We start from the raw sequence: 328 nt of genomic DNA, 5'->3' as shown, positions 1-328 counted from the left end.
CACCACGGCCCCCGCCATCATCAGTTCGGTATCCCCGCCATGTTCGCGGCTGATCGCGGCGAGCGCGACGGGAAGCGTGTAATGCTGCTGATCGGTGATCGCGATCAGCGGCCACAGGAAATCGCTCCAGCTCGCGAGGAACGCGAACAGCGCCAGCGTCACGACTACCGGGCGTAATAGCGGCAGCACCACGCTCAGGAAGATGCGCGCTTCGCTCGCGCCGTCGATCCGCGCCGCGTCGAGCATCTCGTCGGGGATCGCGAGCGTCGCCTGGCGGATGAACAGCACGCCGTAAACGCCCGCCAGCCACGGCGCCAGCACCCCGGCG

Annotated in this window: 1 protein-coding gene; it reads right to left on the bottom strand. The window is 68.3% G+C overall.

Annotated elements, in window-relative coordinates; all coding sequences use genetic code 11:
- A partial coding sequence (locus tag L8K25_RS22635) for an ABC transporter permease subunit (protein ID WP_242141272.1) occupies positions 1-328 on the bottom strand: 328 nt, incomplete at both ends.

This window comes from Sphingomonas sp. TREG-RG-20F-R18-01 (assembly GCF_022662475.1).
Lineage (GTDB): Bacteria > Pseudomonadota > Alphaproteobacteria > Sphingomonadales > Sphingomonadaceae > Sphingomonas.
This window is presented reverse-complemented; position numbering and strand designations above follow the sequence as displayed.